The sequence below is a fragment of the Kitasatospora sp. NPDC059827 genome (assembly GCF_042731675.1).
In the GTDB taxonomy this organism is placed as follows: domain Bacteria; phylum Actinomycetota; class Actinomycetes; order Streptomycetales; family Streptomycetaceae; genus Kitasatospora.
Genome location: NZ_JBHWIV010000046.1, coordinates 35,837 through 50,361, shown reverse-complemented (window position 1 = coordinate 50,361; position 14,525 = coordinate 35,837). Strand labels below are relative to the sequence as shown.

Genomic DNA, 14,525 nt, shown 5'->3' with positions numbered 1-14,525 from the left:
GGGGTCAAGGGTCCGCCTCAGCCCCGGACTTCGAGCAGCGGCACGAACTGTTCGACCGGAGTCATCGAGCCGTGCAGGCCGATCATCGCGGACTCGCCGGGCTCGTTGCGGGAGGCGACGATCGCGATGTCGTCGCGCGCCGCGGCGACCACGTCGCCGATCCGCCGGTACACCCGCTCGTCGACGGTCGGGCCGAACCAGCCCGCCGCGATCGCCTCGTCCCGGGTGGCCACCCACATCCGGTCGCCCAGCACCTCGCTCCAGACCGTGTGCACGTCGGCCGCGGCGCCCGGCACCGCGTACACGTGCCGGGCCCGGCCCTCGCCACCCAGCAGGGCGACACCGGCACCGAGCTCCCAGTCCTCGTCGAAGTCGATCCGGTCCTCGGGGGCGATGTCGATCATGCCGTGGTCGGCCGTCACGTACATCGCCGACCGCGGCGGCAACTGCTCGGCCAGTCGGCGGGCCAGCCGGTCCACCGCGTCCAGCGTCATCCGCCACTCGTCGGAGTCCACCCCGAAACGGTGGCCCGCGCCGTCCAGCTCGCTGACGTAGGTGTACACCAGTGCCCGGTCGTGCTCGGCCAGCCAGGAGGCGGCCAGGTCCATCCGCTCCTCGCCGGTGGTACGGCCCAGGAAGGTCCCGCCGGACAGCGCCACCCTGGTCAGCGGGGTCTGGGCGAACAGCGGGGAGGACACCTGGGCGGTCGCCACCCCGGCCCGGTGGGTCTGCTCGAACACCGTCGGGTACGGCTGCCAGACCTTCGGGTCGGTGTGCGGCTGCCAGCGCAGCTGGTTCATCAGGTAGTCGGTGCCCGGCACCGCCACCGTGTACCCGGCCAGGCCGTGCAGGCCGGGCGGCGTGCCCGTGCCGACCGAGGCCAGCGAGGTCGCGGTGGTCGACGGGAAGCCCGCGGTCAGCGGCCGGCCGGAGCCGCCCAGCGAGCTCCCGGCCAGCGAGGACAGGAACGGCGCGTACTCGGGGTGGCGCAGCAGCAGCTCCCAGCCCAGGCCGTCCACCAGGAAGACCACCGCCCGGTCGGCCGGGGCGATCGGCAGCGTCGCGGTGAACCCCGGGACGCCCAGGCCCGCCGCCACCGAGGGCAGCAGGTCGCAGAGCGAGCCGCTGCCGTACGGGGGCGCGGGGGCGTCGGCCGGGTCGAGGATCTCGAAGGCGTCGTAGCCGTCGGAGGGTGCGAAGGACATGGAACCGGATTCGTAGCGGGCGGGACCGCGGGCGGGCGCGCGATCGGGAACGGCGGGGCTCGGTGGCCGGGCGCGACGGGGCCCGGCCGGGACCTCAGACCCGCGGGCCGTTGTCGATCGTCGCGTCGGACAGCGCCCGGGCGAACAGCAGCGCCTGGGCCACCGTCTCCGGACCGTCCCCGGCCTCGCTCACCCGCAGCGAGAGGTCGTCGGCCGTCGCCGAACCGGTGTAGCCGTGGTCGGCCTCGCAGTTCGGGTCCGAGCAGCCGGCCGGCTCCAGGTCCAGGCGCTGCACCGCGCCCCAGCCGATGGTCAGCACCACCTCGCGCGGCAGCGTCCCGGGCGTGTACGTCTCCGGGTTCGCCACCATCCGGCTCAGCACGACCGAGCCGATCCGGTCCAGCCGGACGCTCTCCGTCGAGGTGGTGGCGAACGGCACGGCGGGGCTGCCCGCGTCGCCCGACTGCTCGTCGGTGTGGCTCACCACGAACCGGGTCGGGGTCAGCACCAGCACCGTCACGTGCCGGCGCACCTCGTTGGAGTCGAAGGTCGTCTCCTGGTGCACCAGGTAGGAGCTGATCGGCTCCGGGCCCACCGCGGACTCGACCGCCTCGGACACCAGGGCCGGGTAGTAGCCGCTGCGCTCGATCGCCGAGCGCAGGTCCTGAGTGGTGGTGGTACCGGTCTTCGCCATAACTCCATCCTGGCATGGTCCGCCGACGAAGCGGGCGGCGCGGCGCCGAGCTTCGGACATCAGCGCCCACGGGCAGGCGCAACCAAGGAAGATTACAGGGTGCTCATCGCGCGCGGGCCCAGATCGCTGCGGACGGGCAGCGGTGCGACCCGCACCCGCGCCCCCAGGATCGCCAGCCCGTGCGGGGCGACGACCACCGGTTCGAGATCCACCGAGGCGATCTCCGGTACGTCGTCCACCAACTGCGATACCCGCAGCAGCAACTCCTCCAGCGCGGCGGTGTCCACCGCCTCGGCGCCGCGCCAGCCGAACAGCAGCGGCGCCGCCCGCACCTCGCGGATCAGACCCGCGACGTCCTGGTCGGTGGCCGGGACGAGGCGGTGGGCCACGTCCCCGAGCAGCTCGGCCGGGGCGCCGGCCAGGCCGAAGGACAGGATCGCGCCGACGGCCGGGTCGACCGTGGCGCCGATCACGGTGTCCACGCCGCGCGGGGCCATCCGCTGCACCACCAGCTGGGCGCCGGCCGCGCCGCCGAGCAGGGCGTCCAGCTCGCGGTGGGCGCGGCGCAGGCCCTCCTCGCCGGTCAGGTCCAGCCGGACGCTGCCCAGGTCGGGGCGGTGGCGCAGGTGCGGGGCGGTCGCCTTCAGGGCCACCGGGTAGCCGAGCTGCTCGGCGGCCCGGACGGCCTCCCGCTCGTCGGGGGCGGCCAGCGTGGGCGAGACGTCGACGCCGTAGCGGGCCAGCAGCAGCCGGGCCTCGGAGTCGGACAGGGTGATCCGGGCGCCGCCGGGCTGGGTACGGGCGGCGACCGCGGTGCGGGTGCTGAGCGCCGCGTCCACCAGGGCGCGGGCGCCGGGCTCGTCGATCCGGTCCAGGTCGGGGACGCGCGCCGTCTCCTCCGCCGCGGCGGTGCGGCGGCGCCACTGCGCGTAGTGCACGGCGTGCGCGAGGGCGCGCACGGCCCGCTCGGGCGCCGCGTAGGCCGGGATCCCGCCCGGGCGCAGCCGGGTCGGCAGGTCGGTCAGGGCCAGGTGGGCCAGCACCAGGGGCTTGCCCAACTCCCGTGCCCGCTCGCCCGCTTCGAGCAGCCCGGTGGCGATCTCCGGATCGTCCGAGCCCATCTCGGGGTCGTCCGGGCCGGTCAGCCGGCCGCCCATGAAGGCGTGCGCGGAGGTGCCGATCGGCGGGATGGCGACGGCGATCACCGCGTCCACGGCCGGGTCGCCGAGCGCGACGTCCAGGGCGATCCGGAAGTTCTCACCGGTCGCCGCGGTGGTGAGGTCGACCGGCGTGCACGGGCGCAGTCCGGCGCTCAGGCAGGCGTCGTAGGTGAGCAGGCCCAGCGAGTCGGAGTTGCCGACCACGGCGACCCGGTCACCGGGCGGCAGCGGCTGCTGGGCGAGCAGCTCACCGGTGTCGAACAGCTCGGTGATGGTCGCCACCCTGGTGACCCCGGCCTGTTCGAACAGCGCGTCCACGGTGGCGTCGTGCAGGCCGGTGGCGGTGGCCGGGACGGCGTGGCCGGGCGGCAGGCTGCCGGTGTGGCGGGCGCCCTTGACCACCACCACCGGCTTGGCGGTGGCCAGTCGGCGCGCGATCCGGGTGAACTTGCGGGGGTTGCCGAAGGACTCCAGGTAGAGCAGCACCACCTCGGTGGCCTCGTCCTCGGCCCAGTACTGCAGGAAGTCGTTGCCGGAGACGTCCGAGCGGTTGCCGACCGAGGCGAAGGAGGAGACCCCGAGGCCGCGCCGGTGGGCGGACTCCAGCAGGGCCACGCCGATCGCCCCGGACTGGCAGAAGATCCCGAAGCCGCCGCGGTCCGGCAGGTGCGGGGCGAGCGAGGCGTTCAGCGGGTGGTCGGGGTCGGTGTTGATCAGGCCGAAGGCGTTCGGGCCGATCACCCGCATGCCCGCCGCGCGGGCCTGGCGCACCAGGGCGCGCTGGCGGTCGCGGCCCTCCGGGCCGGTCTCGGCGTAGCCGGCGGTGACCACCACCAGGCCCTGCACGCCGTGCGCGCCGCACTCGGCGACGGCCGCCGGGACGACGCTCTCGGGGACGGCGATCACCGCGAGGTCCACCGGCCCGGGAATGTCCAGAATCGAGCGGTGCACCGGGACGCCGTCCAGCTCGGTGCCGGGCGGGGCGCTGCGGTTCACCGCGTAGACGGTGCGCGGGGCGCCCTTGGCCTCGTACCGGCTCTCGAACTCGGTGTCGAAGCTGCCGAGCAGGTCGCGCAGCAGGGCCCGGCCGACGGTCTGCGGATTGCGGGAGACGCCGATCACCGCCACCGAGCGCGGGGTCAGCAGCCGCTGCACCGAGCGGGCCTCGGCGCGGTGCTCGCGGGCGCGCATCACGGCGAGTGAGCGGTCGGTCTGTTCGAGGGCGAACTCCAGGTGCACCACGCCGTCGGCGAAGCTGCGGCGCTGGGTGTAGCCGGCGTCGGTGAAGACCTTCACCATCTTGCGGTTCTCCGGCAGCACCTCGGCCTGGAAGCGGCGGATGCCCCGCTCCTGGGCCACCGCCGCGATGTGCTCCAGCAGCGCGGAGGCCACGCCGCGGCCCTGGTGGGCGTCCTGGACGAGGAAGGCGACCTCGGCGTCGGTGCCGTGCTCGGAGGGGCGGCCGTCGGCGTCGATCCGGTCGTAGCGGACGGTCGCGATGAAGTGGTCCCGGACCACCACGGCGAGGCCGACCCGGTTCACGAAGTCGTGGTGGGTGAAGCGGCGGACGTCCTTGTCGGAGAGCCGCGGGTAGGGGGCGAAGAAGCGGAAGTACTTGGACTGGTCGGAGACCTGTTCGTAGAACTCCACCAGCCGCCCGGCGTCGCCGGGGGTGATCGGCCGGATCCGGGCCGTGCCGCCGTCGCGCAGCAGGACGTCGGCTTCCCAGTGCTGCGGATAGTCGGGTTGCGCGGGGTTCGCCACCGCGGGGTCTTCCACATTCGTCAGGTTATCCGGCGGCGAGCCGAATGGCGCCGGGCGCGTGCCCACGGCAGGGTGGACAGGGCCGCTGGCCGGGCCTTATGCCCCGAAAAGAAACAATCACAAGTCCCGAACGCGGCGCCTCGCAGGGGTTGCCTGCGTGCAACACTGGTCTAGACAACACGGTCGTTCCCCCCGCTCGCCCGAGCACGGCCGTGACCAGCTTCACCGGAAAGGCACGTCTCATGGCTGAGCGCCGCGTCACCATCGGTTGGGCCGAGGGCCTGCACGCCCGTCCCGCCTCCGTCTTCGTCCGGGCCGTCACGGCCACCGGCGTGCCGATCACCATCGCCAAGCCCGGCGGCAACCCCGTGAACGCCGCCTCCATGCTCGGCCTGCTCGCCCTGGGCGCCCAGGGCGGCGACGAGGTCATCCTGGCCTCCGACGCCCCCAACGCCGACGAGGCCCTCGACCGCCTCGCCAAGCTCGTCGCCGAAGGCCTCGACGAGCTCCCGGCCGCGGCCTGAGCCCACGCAACACACGCGAAGAGCCCGGCGGTGCCTAGCACTGCCGGGCTCTTCTGTTCGCGGAATCGGTCGTATCCACACCATTGAGCGAACTGGTGATCGTTCGACCCCCTCGAACGGTGAATGGCGCCGATGCTCGCGGCATGACGTTCTTCGACCTCGAACGACCCGAGCACGCCTACATGTTCGCCTTCCTCCAGGCGGACGGACACCTCACCGAACAGTCCCGCAACCGCGGTCGACTCTCCGTGGAACTCTCCGCACGGGACGCCCCGATCCTGGAGGAGTTCCAGCGGCTCTGCCCGTACAACAGCACCATCAGCTACCGGACGCGGACGACGAACTTCAAGGCGGACCACACCTCAGTGCTCTGGACCGTCTGCGCCCGGGAGTTCCGAGAGGAACTGCAGGCACTCGGCCTACCGGTCGGACGGAAGTCCGAAATCATCGCGCCGCCAAGCGTCCCATTCTCCGAGCGCGACTATCTGCGGGGACTGATCGACGCCGACGGCTCGGTGGGTCGCTCCTCGCAGGACCTCCCGTTCGTCTGTCTTACGACGCAGAGCGACGCCATCGCCACGTTCGTCCATGGCTACCTGGACGGCCTCACTGGCACTCGACGCACATTCCGACGGAACAAGCGAGACGGGATCTTCAACCTCTTCTACTCCAGGGAAGAGGCGGTGACCATCCTCGGCCACATCTACTACCCCGACTGCTTGGCGCTGCGCCGCAAGAGGACCGCAGCCGCAGAAGCCGCGGCGTGGGTCCGGCCCTCGGGCGTGAGGCGCATGATCAAACGCAGCTGGAGCAAAGACGAAGATGACGTCCTCATGGCGGCACCCGACATCAAAGCAGCAGCAGAACGGCTCGGTCGCACCGAGAAGAGCTGCAATATCCGCCGGTGGCGCCTCAATGGCTGCCAGCCACGAAAGATAGCTTCGTAGATGAGGCGCCCGGGAATGACTCCGGGCGCCTCATCATTTTGTCAACCCTTCACGCAGACCACCTGCTTGAGGTGCGCAACCACCTCGACCAGGTCCTTCTGCTGCTCGATGACCTTCTCGATGTTCTTGTAGGCGCCCGGGATCTCGTCCACTACTCCGCTGTCCTTGCGGCACTCCACGCCCTTGGTCTGCTCGGCCAGGTCGCGCGTGGTGAACCGCTTCTTCGCGGCGGTGCGGCTCATCTTGCGGCCGGCGCCGTGCGAGGCGGAGTTGAACGACGCCTTGTTGCCCAGGCCGCGGACGATGTAGGAGCCCGTCCCCATCGAGCCCGGGATGATCCCGAGGTCGCCGGAGCCGGCCCGGATCGCGCCCTTGCGGGTCACCAGCAGGTCGACGCCGTCGTACCGCTCCTCCGAGACGTAGTTGTGGTGGCAGCTGATCACCTCTTCGAAGGTGACCTGCGCCTTGGCGAACTCGCCCCGGACGACGTCCTGGAAGAGCGCCATCATGACCGCTCGATTGTTCTTGGCGTATTCCTGCGCCCAGAAGAGATCCTGGCGGTAGTCCGCCATCTCCGGGGTCCTCGCGAGGAAGACCGCCAGATCCCGGTCGACAAGCCCCTGGTTGTGCGACAGCGAGCGGGCGACACCCATGTGGTGCTCCGCCAGTTCCTTGCCGATGTTGCGCGATCCGGAATGCAACATCAACCAAACAGAATCGGTCTCATCCAGGCACACTTCTGAAAAGTGGTTGCCACTTCCGAGCGTTCCCATCTGCTGCATGGCCCGTTCGCGACGCCATTTGACCGCTTCTGCCACCCCGTCGAAGCGCTGCCAGAAGTCGTCCCAGCCCTCCGTGCGGAAGCCGTGCAGCGTGGCCGGGTCGACCGGGTCGGTGTGCAGGCCGCGGCCGACCGGGATGGCCTGCTCGATCTTGGAGCGCAGGGCGGAGAGGTCGTCCGGGAGGTCCTTGGCGGTGAGCGAGGTCTTCACCGCGCTCATCCCGCAGCCGATGTCGACGCCGACCGCCGCCGGGCAGACCGCGTCCTTCATCGCGATGACGGAGCCCACCGTCGCGCCCTTGCCCAGGTGGACGTCCGGCATCACGGCGAGGCCGTGCAGCCAGGGCAGGGAGCTGATGTTGCGCAGCTGCTGGAGGGCCGCGCCCTCGACCGTCGCCGGGTCGGTCCACATCCGGATCGGGACGCGGATGCCGGGAACTTCGGTGTACGTCATGGTCGAACGACCTCCATGGGTCGGGGAGTTCACGAGAAGTGGGGTGCCGCGCGCATGCGATCCCGGTGCGGCTCGGGGAAGTTCGGGGACGGGTGCGCTCAGGCAGCCGTGGCGAGGCATGGGAGGTACGGCCTCGGGGAGCGTCGTCGTATGGCTTGCTCGACCCGCATGGTGACCGCCTCCCTTCGCTGCTCGCAGTTCGCACGTGGTGTGCGTCGGGGAACATCTATCCACGGAACGGGCCGGGCCCGCAACGGATTTACGAACGCGTCCGGTACACGCCCGGAACGCGTCCGGCCCGGCGGAGCGAAGGCGCTCCACCGGGCCGGAGGGGACGTCGGAGGGCGTCAGCCGACGACGGTGACCTCGCCGATCCCGAGCGCCCGCACGTCCGCCTCGATGGCGGCGGCGTCGCCGACCAGGACGGTGATCAGGCGGTCCGGCGGGAAGGCCGCGACCACGGCCTCGGTGGCCGCCGCGGTGGGCAGTTCGGCCAGCTGCCGGTAGACCTCGGCCTGGTAGTCGTCGGCGAGGTACTGCTCGACCTGGTCGGCCAGGGTGCCGGCGACCGAGCCCGCGGTCTCGTACTTGAGCGGCGCGACGCCGACCAGGAACTGCACGGCCTCGTCGCGCTCGGCGTCGGTGAGGCCCTCGGCGGCGAGGGTGCGCAGGATGGTCCAGGTGTCGGCGAGCGCGGGGGCGGTGGAGGCGGTGTCCACCGAGCCGCTGATGGCGAGCAGCGAGCGCCCGCTGCCGTCGGCGGCGGAGCGCAGCGGCTGGGCGAAGGCCCGGACGCCGTAGGTGTAGCCCTTCTCCTCGCGCAGGACGCGGTCGAGGCGGGAGGTGAGGGTGCCGCCGAGGCAGTAGGTGCCGAGGATCTGGGCGGCCCAGACCGGGTCGTGGCGGTCGGGGCCGATCCGGCCGATCAGCAGCTGGGTCTGGACGGAGCCGGGGCGGTCGACGATGAGGACGCGGCCGTGGTCGTCGCCGGTGACCGGGGCGTGGGCGGAGGGTTCCGCGGTGGTGCCGGTCCAGGTGCCGAGGGTGCTCTCCAGCAGGGCGGGGAGGTCGACGCCGGTGAGGTCGCCGACCACCACGACGGTGGTGGTGGCGGGGCGCACGTGGGCGTCGTAGAAGGCCTTGACGGCGGCGCGGTCGATCGACTTGACGGTGTCGGCGGTGCCGCTGCGGGGCCGGGAGAGGCGGTCCGCGGCCTCGAAGAGCTCGGCGTAGAGGGCCTTGGCGGCGCGCCGGGCGGGGTTGGCCTGCTCGTGCACGATCTCGTCGAGGCGGTTGGCGACGAGGCGCTCGATCTCCTCCGCCGGGAGGGCGGGGGCGCGCAGGGCGTCGGCGAGCAGGGTGAGGCCGCGCTGGAGCCGGGAGGCGGGGACTTCGAGGGCGACCCGGATGCAGGGGTGGTCGGCGTGGGCGTCGAGGGTGGCCCCGGCGCGCTCGAGCTCGCCGGCGAACTCCTCGGCGGTGAGGGTGTCGGTGCCCTCGTTGAGGGCGCGGGCGAGGATGGCGGCGACGCCGTCGAGGCCCTCGGGCTCGGCGGCGAGCGGGGCGTCGAGGAGGACCTCGACGGCGACCAGCTGCTGGCCGGGCCGGTGGCAGTGCAGCACGGTGATGCCGTTGCCGAGGGCGGCCCGCTCGGGGGCGGGGAAGGCCCAGGGGCCGGGGGTGCCGGGCTGGGGCTGGGGGTGGAAGGTCATCGCGGGGACGTAGTCGGTGCTCATACGGCGGCACCCTCCTCTTCGGAAGCGGCGTCGGAAGCGGCGTCGGCGGCGGTCGCGGTCGGCTCGTAGACGAGGACGGCCCGGTTGTCGGGGTGGAGCCGGGCCTTGGCGACGGCCTGGACCTCTTCGGCGGTGACGTCGAGGACCTTGGGGAGGGCGTCGTTCAGCAGCTTGGGGTCGCCGAACAGGACGGCGTAGCGGCAGAGTTCGTCGGCGCGGCCGGCGACGGTGGTGAGCCGGTCGAGCCACTCGCGCTCGATCTGGGCCTGGGCGCGCTCGAGTTCCTCGGGGGTGGGGCCCTCGGCGGCGAAGCGGGCGAGCTCCTCGTCGACGGCGGCGTCGATCTGGGCGATGGTGGCGTCGCCGGAGGTCTTGACGTCGAGCCAGCCGAGGCTGGGGGCGCCGGCGAGGCGCAGCAGGCCGAAGCCGGCGGCGACGGCGGTGCGGTCGCGGCGGACGAGCCGGTTGTAGAGGCGGCTGGACTCGCCGCTGCCGAGGATGGTGAGCGCGAGGTCGGCGGCGTCGGCCTCGCGGGTGCCGTCGTGGGGCAGGCGGTAGGCGGCCATCAGGGCGCGGGAGGGGACGTCCTCGGCGAGTTCCTGGCGCAGTTCGCGGCCGATGGTGTCGGGGAGTTCGCCGGAGCGCGGGGGCTGCTTGCCGTCGTGCGCGGGGATGGAGCCGAAGTACTTCTCGACCCAGGCGATGGTCTGCTCGGGGTCGATGTCGCCGACCACGGAGAGCACCGCGTTGTTGGGCGCGTAGTAGGTGCGGAAGAACGCGCGGGCGTCCTCCAGGGTGGCGGCGTCGAGGTCGGCCATGGAGCCGATCGGGGTGTGGTGGTACGGGTGGCCGTCGGGGTACGAGAGCGCGGTGAGCTTCTCGAAGGCGGTGCCGTACGGGACGTTGTCGTAGCGCTGGCGGCGTTCGTTCTTGACGACGGCGCGCTGGTTCTCCATGGACGTCTCGTCGAGGGCGGCGAGCAGCGAGCCCATGCGGTCGGCCTCCAGCCAGAGGGCGAGCTCCAGCTGGTGGGCGGGCATGGTCTCGTAGTAGTTGGTGCGTTCGAAACTGGTGGTGCCGTTGAGCGAGCCGCCGGCGCCCTGGACGAGCTCGAAGTGCCCGTTGTTGGAGACGTTGGCGGAGCCCTGGAACATCAGGTGCTCGAAGAGGTGGGCGAGGCCGGTGCGGCCCTTGACCTCGTGGCGGGAGCCGACGTCGTACCAGAGGCAGACCGCGGCGACCGGGGTGAGTCGGTCCTCGGAGAGGACGACGCGCAGGCCGTTGGCCAGGCGGTGCTCGGTGATGGCGATGCCTCGGCTGGAGGCGGGGGCCGGGTTGGCCATGCGCTCGGGTCCTTCCCGTCGTCGATGTCGGGGTTCGTGTGGCGTCCCCCATTGTGGTGCAACGCGCGGGGAGCGTGTTTGTGTCCGCGCGGATGCGGCGTTCGCCAGGGGCGGAAGAGGGCCGCTGACCGGGAGTGTCGGCGCGAGGGTCCACAATGGGGGCGCCGTGCCCTGTCGGTCGCGCCCGGTTGACGGGTCGCGGCGGTAGGACGGTGAATCAGGGAACCGGGGCGGCGAAGCCCGTCCGGTGCCCGGACCGGACGCCCGGCGTCCGGCCGACGACACAGCCAGCGACACGTAAGGGAGCCCCGCCGCGATGGCCCGCCGCAGTTCGCAGACCCCGCCGCCCGGAGACTTCGAGGAGCGGATCCTCGACGTCGACGTCGTGGACGAGATGCAGGGCTCCTTCCTGGAGTACGCCTACTCGGTGATCTACTCGCGTGCGCTGCCCGACGCGCGGGACGGTCTCAAGCCGGTGCACCGCCGGATCCTGTACCAGGCCAACGAGATGGGCCTGCGTCCGGACCGGGCGCACGTGAAGTGCGCGCGCGTGGTGGGCGAGGTGATGGGCCGGCTGCACCCGCACGGCGACCAGTCGATCTACGACTCGGTGGTGCGCATGGCGCAGCCGTTCTCGATGCGGCTGCCGCTGATCGACGGGCACGGCAACTTCGGTTCGCTGGGCAACGACGACCCGCCGGCGGCGATGCGGTACACCGAGTCGCGGCTCACGGCGGCCTCGATGGCGATGGTGGAGTCGATCCACGAGGACACCGTCGACTTCGGGCCGAACTACGACGGCAGCGAGCAGGAGCCGCTGGCGTTGCCGGCCGCGTTCCCGAACCTGCTGGTGAACGGCGCGACGGGCATCGCGGTGGGCATGGCGACGAACATGCCGCCGCACAACCTGTCCGAGGTGGTGGCCGCGGCCCGGCACCTGATCAAGCACCCGAGCGCGGACCTGGACACGCTGATGCGGTTCGTGCCCGGTCCGGACCTGCCGACGGGCGGGCGGGTCGTGGGCCTGTCGGGCATCCGGGACGCGTACGAGTCGGGCCGCGGCACCTTCAAGATCCGGGCCACCACGACGATCGAGAACGTCACGGCGCGCCGCAAGGGCATCGTGGTGACCGAGCTGCCGTACAACGTCGGCCCGGAGAAGGTCATCGCGAAGATCAAGGACCTGGTCAACGCGAAGAAGCTGCAGGGCATCGCGGACGTCAAGGACCTGACCGACCGCGAGCACGGGCTGCGGCTGGTGATCGAGGTGAAGAACGGCTTCGTGCCGGAGGCGCTGCTGGAGCAGCTCTACAAGCTGACGCCGTTGGAGGAGACCTTCGGCATCAACAACGTGGCGCTGGTGGACGGGCAGCCGCTGACGCTGGGCCTCAAGGAGCTGCTGGAGGTCTACGTCGACCACCGCTTCACGGTGGTGCGCCGGCGCAGCGACTTCCGCCGCCGCAAGCGGCAGGAGCGGCTGCACCTGGTCGAGGGCCTGCTGGTGGCCCTGGTGGACATCGACGAGGTCATCTCGATCATCCGGTCGAGTGACAACGCCCAGCAGGCGAAGGAGCGCCTGATGGAGCGCTTCTCGCTGTCGGAGACGCAGACCGGCTACATCCTGGACACGCCGCTGCGCCGGCTGACCCGGTTCGACCGGGTGGAGCTGGAGCAGGAGAAGGAGAAGCTGAACGCGGAGATCGCGGAGCTGACCGAGATCCTGGAGTCGGACACCAGGCTGCGCAGCGTGGTGTCGTCCGAACTGGGCGCGGTGTCCAAGCAGTTCGGGACGGAGCGGCGCACGGTGCTGCTGGAGGCGGGGGCGGCTCCGGCCGCGGCGCTGACGGTGCCGCTGGAGGTGGCGGACGACCCGTGCCGGGTGCTGCTGTCCTCGACGGGGCTGCTGGCCCGGACGGCGGACGGTGAGCCGTTCGAGCTGTCGGAGAAGCGGGCGAAGCACGACGTGATCGTGTCGGCGGTGCCGGCCACGGCGCGGGCGGACGTGGGTGTGGTGACGTCCGCGGGCCGGGTGTTGCGCCTGCCGGTGATCGACCTGCCGGCGCTGCCGCCGATGCCCTCGCCGACGCTGGCGGGCGGGGCCGCGGTGGAGGAGTTCCTGCGGCTGGAGGCCGGGGAGCGGGTGCTGGCGCTGACCACGCTGGACGAGTCCTCGCCGGGGCTGGCGCTGGGCACGGTGCAGGGTGTGGTGAAGCGGGTGGTGCCGGAGTGGCCGGCGAACAAGGACGAGTTCGAGGTGATCGGCCTCAAGGACGGCGACGAGCTGGTGGGCGCGGTCGAACTGCGCACCGGTGAGGAGGACTTGGTCTTCATCACCTCGGACGCCCAGCTGCTGCGCTACCCGGCGGGTCAGGTCCGTCCGCAGGGCCGTCCGGCGGGCGGCATGGCGGGCGTCAAGCTGTCGGACGGCGCCCGGGTGCTGTCGTTCACGGCGGTGGACCCGGCCGTGGACGCGGTGGTGGTCTCGGTGGCGGGTGCCTCGGGCACGCTGTCGGGCGACGAGCAGTCGTCCTGGAAGGTCACCCCGTTCGAGCAGTACCCGCGCAAGGGCCGGGCGACCGGCGGTGTGCGCTGCCAGCGCTTCCTGCGCGGCGAGGACGGCCTGGCGTTCGCCTGGGCGGGTGCCGCCCCGGCCCGGGCCGCCGGTGCCAAGGGCGTGCCGGTCGACCTGCCGGAGCGCGACCCGCGCCGGGACGGTTCGGGTACGCCGGTGGCGGCGCCGATCGCGGTGGTGGCCGGCCCGGCGTGACGGCTCGCCCGCGCTGACGGGGGTCGGCGTGACGGCTCGCCCGCGCTGACGGGGTCGGAGGGCGGGGTGCCTGCGGGTGCCCCGCCCTCCGGCGCGTCCGGGGCCGGGCCGCTCCGGGCCTGGTCGCGGGCGTTGCGCGGCCCCCGGGCCGGGCCGGACCGCCGGGGGTAGCCTTGCCCGGGTGAGCACCTGTGCGACCCTCTCGCGTGAACTTTCGGAGCCGTTGACCGCGACGGCGGCGGTGGCGACCACCTGGCTGCTGCTGGAGCAGAACGGCCCCTGGGGCGCGAAGGCACTGGGCGAGAGCCACCTGGACGGGGCGGTCGGGCGCGCACTGGAGGCCGCCGCGGCGGGTACCGGCGTACGGGTCGCCCTGATCCGGCGCCCCGGGCGGCACGCGGACTGCCTGCCGACGGCGCGGCACGAGGTGGTCGTGGCGCACGCGGTGCCGGGCCGCGGCTGGGTCCGCCGCGCGCAGGTGGCGGATCCGGCGGAGCTGCTGGCGCTGGACTTCGCGGCGCTGGGCGTCGGTGACCACACGGGTTTCGGGGTGGAGCACGTCGGCGGCCCGCTGGCGCTGGTGTGCACCAACGGCCGCCGGGACCGCTGCTGCGCGCTGCTGGGCCGTCCGCTGGCCGCGGAGCTGGCGGCGGCCGGGCACAGCGAGGTGTGGGAGGTCACCCACCTGGGCGGGCACCGCTTCTCCCCCACGATGCTGGTGCTGCCGCACGGCTACGCGTACGGGCGGCTGACGCCGGAGAGCGCCAAGGAGGTGCTGGCGGCGACGGCGGCCGGGCACATGGTGCCGGAGTGGTCGCGGGGCTGCTCGGGCTGGGAGCGGCCGGGCCAGGCGGCCGAGCACGCGGTGCGGCTGGCGATCGGCGAGACCGGGGTGGACGCGCTGACCCTGGCGCAGCGGGTGGACGGCCCGGGCCGCTGGCTGGTGGCGGTGATCCACCGGGATGGGCGGGCCTGGGAGGTGGACGTGATCGAGTCGGTGAGCGAGCCGGCGCGCCCGGAGAGCTGCGGCAAGGCGGCGGGGACGCCGTCGCGGATGGACGTGCTCTCCGTACGGGGGATCTGAGCGGGGGAACCGAGCTGGGGATCCGAGCAGGCGATCCGAGCGGGCGATCCGAGCACCACGGCGGCC

General features: G+C 72.7%; 10 protein-coding genes. 4 read left to right on the top strand and 6 right to left on the bottom strand.

Annotated features, from left to right (window positions below; all coding sequences use genetic code 11):
- Positions 1-17 precede the first annotated feature (17 nt).
- From ACFV8H_RS26040 to ACFV8H_RS26030, 3 genes are all read right to left on the bottom strand, one after another.
- The gene (locus tag ACFV8H_RS26040; RefSeq protein WP_375889248.1) at positions 18-1,205 is read right to left on the bottom strand and encodes an alkaline phosphatase family protein; all 1,188 of its coding nucleotides are present in this window, start codon (positions 1,203-1,205) and stop codon (positions 18-20) included.
- Positions 1,206-1,299: 94 nt separating this feature from the next.
- Positions 1,300-1,899, bottom strand: a complete 600-nt coding sequence (locus ACFV8H_RS26035) for a DUF5998 family protein (RefSeq protein ID WP_360237602.1) — start codon at positions 1,897-1,899, stop codon at positions 1,300-1,302.
- Between the two features lie 92 nt (positions 1,900-1,991).
- On the bottom strand, positions 1,992-4,838 hold the full coding sequence (locus ACFV8H_RS26030) for a GNAT family N-acetyltransferase (RefSeq protein WP_375889251.1): 2,847 nt from the start codon (positions 4,836-4,838) through the stop codon (positions 1,992-1,994).
- 227 nt (positions 4,839-5,065) lie between these two features.
- Between ACFV8H_RS26030 and ACFV8H_RS26025 the strand changes: the two genes are divergently transcribed.
- Positions 5,066-5,347, top strand: coding sequence for an HPr family phosphocarrier protein (locus ACFV8H_RS26025; protein WP_375889253.1), 282 nt, complete (start codon positions 5,066-5,068; stop codon positions 5,345-5,347).
- A 143-nt stretch (positions 5,348-5,490) separates the two neighbouring features.
- Positions 5,491-6,294, top strand: a complete 804-nt coding sequence (locus ACFV8H_RS26020; protein WP_380404264.1) for an LAGLIDADG family homing endonuclease — start codon at positions 5,491-5,493, stop codon at positions 6,292-6,294.
- Positions 6,295-6,335: 41 nt separating this feature from the next.
- On the opposite strand, the gene ACFV8H_RS26015 is transcribed toward ACFV8H_RS26020, so the two are convergent.
- From ACFV8H_RS26015 to ACFV8H_RS26005, 3 genes are all read right to left on the bottom strand, one after another.
- Positions 6,336-7,529, bottom strand: coding sequence for an RtcB family protein (locus ACFV8H_RS26015; RefSeq protein WP_380404261.1), 1,194 nt, complete (start codon positions 7,527-7,529; stop codon positions 6,336-6,338).
- Positions 7,530-7,876: 347 nt separating this feature from the next.
- On the bottom strand, positions 7,877-9,265 hold the full coding sequence (locus ACFV8H_RS26010) for a M16 family metallopeptidase (RefSeq protein WP_380404259.1): 1,389 nt from the start codon (positions 9,263-9,265) through the stop codon (positions 7,877-7,879).
- Positions 9,262-10,608: a M16 family metallopeptidase gene (locus ACFV8H_RS26005; RefSeq protein WP_380404256.1), complete on the bottom strand. Its 1,347-nt coding sequence runs from the start codon at positions 10,606-10,608 to the stop codon at positions 9,262-9,264. The genes ACFV8H_RS26010 and ACFV8H_RS26005 overlap by 4 nt, the downstream gene beginning before the upstream one ends.
- Before the next feature lie 316 nt (positions 10,609-10,924).
- Between ACFV8H_RS26005 and ACFV8H_RS26000 the strand changes: the two genes are divergently transcribed.
- On the top strand, positions 10,925-13,375 hold the full coding sequence (locus tag ACFV8H_RS26000) for a DNA topoisomerase (ATP-hydrolyzing) subunit A (RefSeq protein ID WP_380404253.1): 2,451 nt from the start codon (positions 10,925-10,927) through the stop codon (positions 13,373-13,375).
- 181 nt (positions 13,376-13,556) lie between these two features.
- Positions 13,557-14,459, top strand: a complete 903-nt coding sequence (locus ACFV8H_RS25995; RefSeq protein WP_380404250.1) for a sucrase ferredoxin — start codon at positions 13,557-13,559, stop codon at positions 14,457-14,459.
- Positions 14,460-14,525: the final 66 nt, after the last annotated feature.